Source organism: Roseibium sp. MMSF_3412, from assembly GCF_030733265.1.
In the GTDB taxonomy this organism is placed as follows: Bacteria; Pseudomonadota; Alphaproteobacteria; order Rhizobiales; family Stappiaceae; genus Roseibium.
Genome location: NZ_JASHJI010000030.1, coordinates 1 through 2,500 on the forward strand (window position 1 = coordinate 1; position 2,500 = coordinate 2,500).

A 2,500-nucleotide genomic window follows, 5' to 3' on the forward strand; every position below is an offset into this window, starting at 1 on the left:
TCCATTACCAACAAAAAAGCCGCCCAAGAGGGGCGGCTGTTTTTGTTGGTTGCGGGAGCAGGATTTGAACCTGCGACCTTCAGGTTATGAGCCTGACGAGCTACCGGGCTGCTCCATCCCGCGTGAAGGTCGAGAACATGTTGAAGAGATGCGCGCTCAAGCAGCCGCTAGGCGGTAGCGCACTTACAAGAGTTTCAAACTGCGTTTAGCAGGCCTGGCGGCGACCTACTCTCCCACACCTTAAGATGCAGTACCATTGGCGCTGGGGAGTTTCACGGCCGAGTTCGGGATGGGATCGGGTGGGGGCTCCCCGCTGAGGCCACCAGGCCGGCGAAGCGCAGTTTGTCGTGAACTGGTCTATTGTTTTGTTTTTGATCATTTCAAACGCACTCAAGTAGCCGCTAGGCGGTAGTGCACTAAAGATGATCTTTCCAAAGCGCCAAGGGCGCTTTGGCAAAGATGAACATTGATTAATGAGAGCGATCAAGCCGAACGAGCTATTAGTAAAGCTAAGCTTCATGTGTTGCCACACTTCCACACGCTTCCTATCGACGTGGTGGTCTTCCACGGCTCTTCAGGGAGAACTGGTTTTGAGGTGGGTTTCCCGCTTAGATGCTTTCAGCGGTTATCCCTTCCGTACATAGCTACCCTGCAATGCGGCTGGCGCCACAACAGGTCCACCAGAGGTACGTCCATCCCGGTCCTCTCGTACTAGGGACAGATCCTCTCAATTCTCCTACACCCACGGCAGATAGGGACCGAACTGTCTCGCGACGTTCTGAACCCAACTCACGTACCACTTTAATTGGCGAACAGCCAAACCCTTGGGACCTGCTCCAGCCCCAGGATGTGATGAGTCGACATCGAGGTGCCAAACAATGCCGTCGATATGGACTCTTGGGCATCATCAGCCTGTTATCCCCGGCGTACCTTTTATCCGTTGAGCGATGGCCCTTCCACGAGGGACCACCGGATCACTATGGCCGACTTTCGTCTCTGCTCGACTTGTCAGTCTCGCAGTCAGGCAGGCTTATGCCATTGCACTCAACGAGCGATTTCCGACCGCTCTGAGCCCACCTTCGCGCGCCTCCGTTACCATTTGGGAGGCGACCGCCCCAGTCAAACTACCCGCCACACACGGTCCCGGATATTGTTGTACCGCGGTTAGATATCCATGACGACAAGGGTGGTATTTCAAGGGTGACTCCACCTCAGCTGGCGCCAAGGCTTCAACGTCTACCACCTATCCTACACATGTCGTGACGAATACCAGTGTGAAGCTGTAGTAAAGGTGCACGGGGTCTTTCCGTCTGACCGCAGGAACCCCGCATCTTCACGGGGAATTCAATTTCACTGAGTCTATGCTGGAGACAGCGGGGAAGTCGTTACGCCATTCGTGCAGGTCGGAACTTACCCGACAAGGAATTTCGCTACCTTAGGACCGTTATAGTTACGGCCGCCGTTTACTGGGGCTTCAATTCGGTGCTTGCACACCTCCTCTTAACCTTCCAGCACCGGGCAGGCGTCAGACCCTATACGTCGCCTTGCGGCTTCGCAGAGCCCTGTGTTTTTGATAAACAGTCGCCACCCCCTGGTCTGTGCCACCCCAATCCGGTTGCCCGGACCGAGGTCTCCCTTCTCGCGAACTTACGGGAGCATTTTGCCGAGTTCCTTCAGCATAGTTCTCTCAAGCGCCTTGGTATGCTCTACCAGTCCACCTGTGTCGGTTTCGGGTACGGTTTATACGTGGGAGCTATTTCCTGGAACACCTTCGCTGCACCCCCAATCCAATAAGGAGATACAACACACGGCATCCGTCACTACCCACAAGCTGCAGAATATTAACTGCATTCCCATCGACTACGCCTTTCGGCCTCGCCTTAGGGGCCGGCTAACCCTGCGCCGATTAGCGTTGCGCAGGAACCCTTGGACTTTCGGCGAGCGGGTCTCTCACCCGCTTTATCGTTACTCATGTCAGCATTCGCACTTCTGATATCTCCAGGACCCCTCACAGGTATCCCTTCGCAGACTTACAGAACGCTCCGCTACCGCGCATCATAAGATGCACCCGCAGTTTCGGTGTATGGCTTGAGCCCCGGTACATTTTCGGCGCGGGACCCCTTATTTAGACCAGTGAGCTGTTACGCTTTCTTTAAATGATGGCTGCTTCTAAGCCAACATCCTGGTTGTTTTGGGAGTCCTACATCCTTTCCCACTTAGCCATAACTTAGGGACCTTAACTGGCGGTCAGGGTTGTTTCCCTCTCCACAATGGACGTTAGCACCCACTGTGTGTCTGCCGGATAGTACTTCTCGGTATTCGGAGTTTGGTTAGGATCAGTAAGGCGGTAAGCCCCCATAGCCCATCCAGTGCTCTACCCCCGAGAGTATTCATCCGACGCTCTACCTAAATAGATTTCGCGGAGAACCAGCTATTTCCGAGTTTGATTGGCCTTTCACCCCTAGCCACAGCTCATCCCCGACTTTTTCAACAGGCGTGG

At 54.5% G+C, this 2,500-nt stretch carries 1 tRNA gene and 2 rRNA genes (1 of these 3 cut by a window edge); all 3 read right to left on the reverse strand.

Features of this window, described 5'->3' with window-relative positions:
- Positions 1-46 precede the first annotated feature (46 nt).
- Positions 47-123: transfer RNA gene (locus RBB49_RS28275), tRNA-Met, on the reverse strand.
- An 89-nt stretch (positions 124-212) separates the two neighbouring features.
- Positions 213-327 (reverse strand): 5S ribosomal RNA (gene rrf, locus RBB49_RS28280).
- A 152-nt stretch (positions 328-479) separates the two neighbouring features.
- A 23S ribosomal RNA gene (locus RBB49_RS28285) occupies positions 480-2,500 on the reverse strand (it continues 702 nt past the right edge of the window).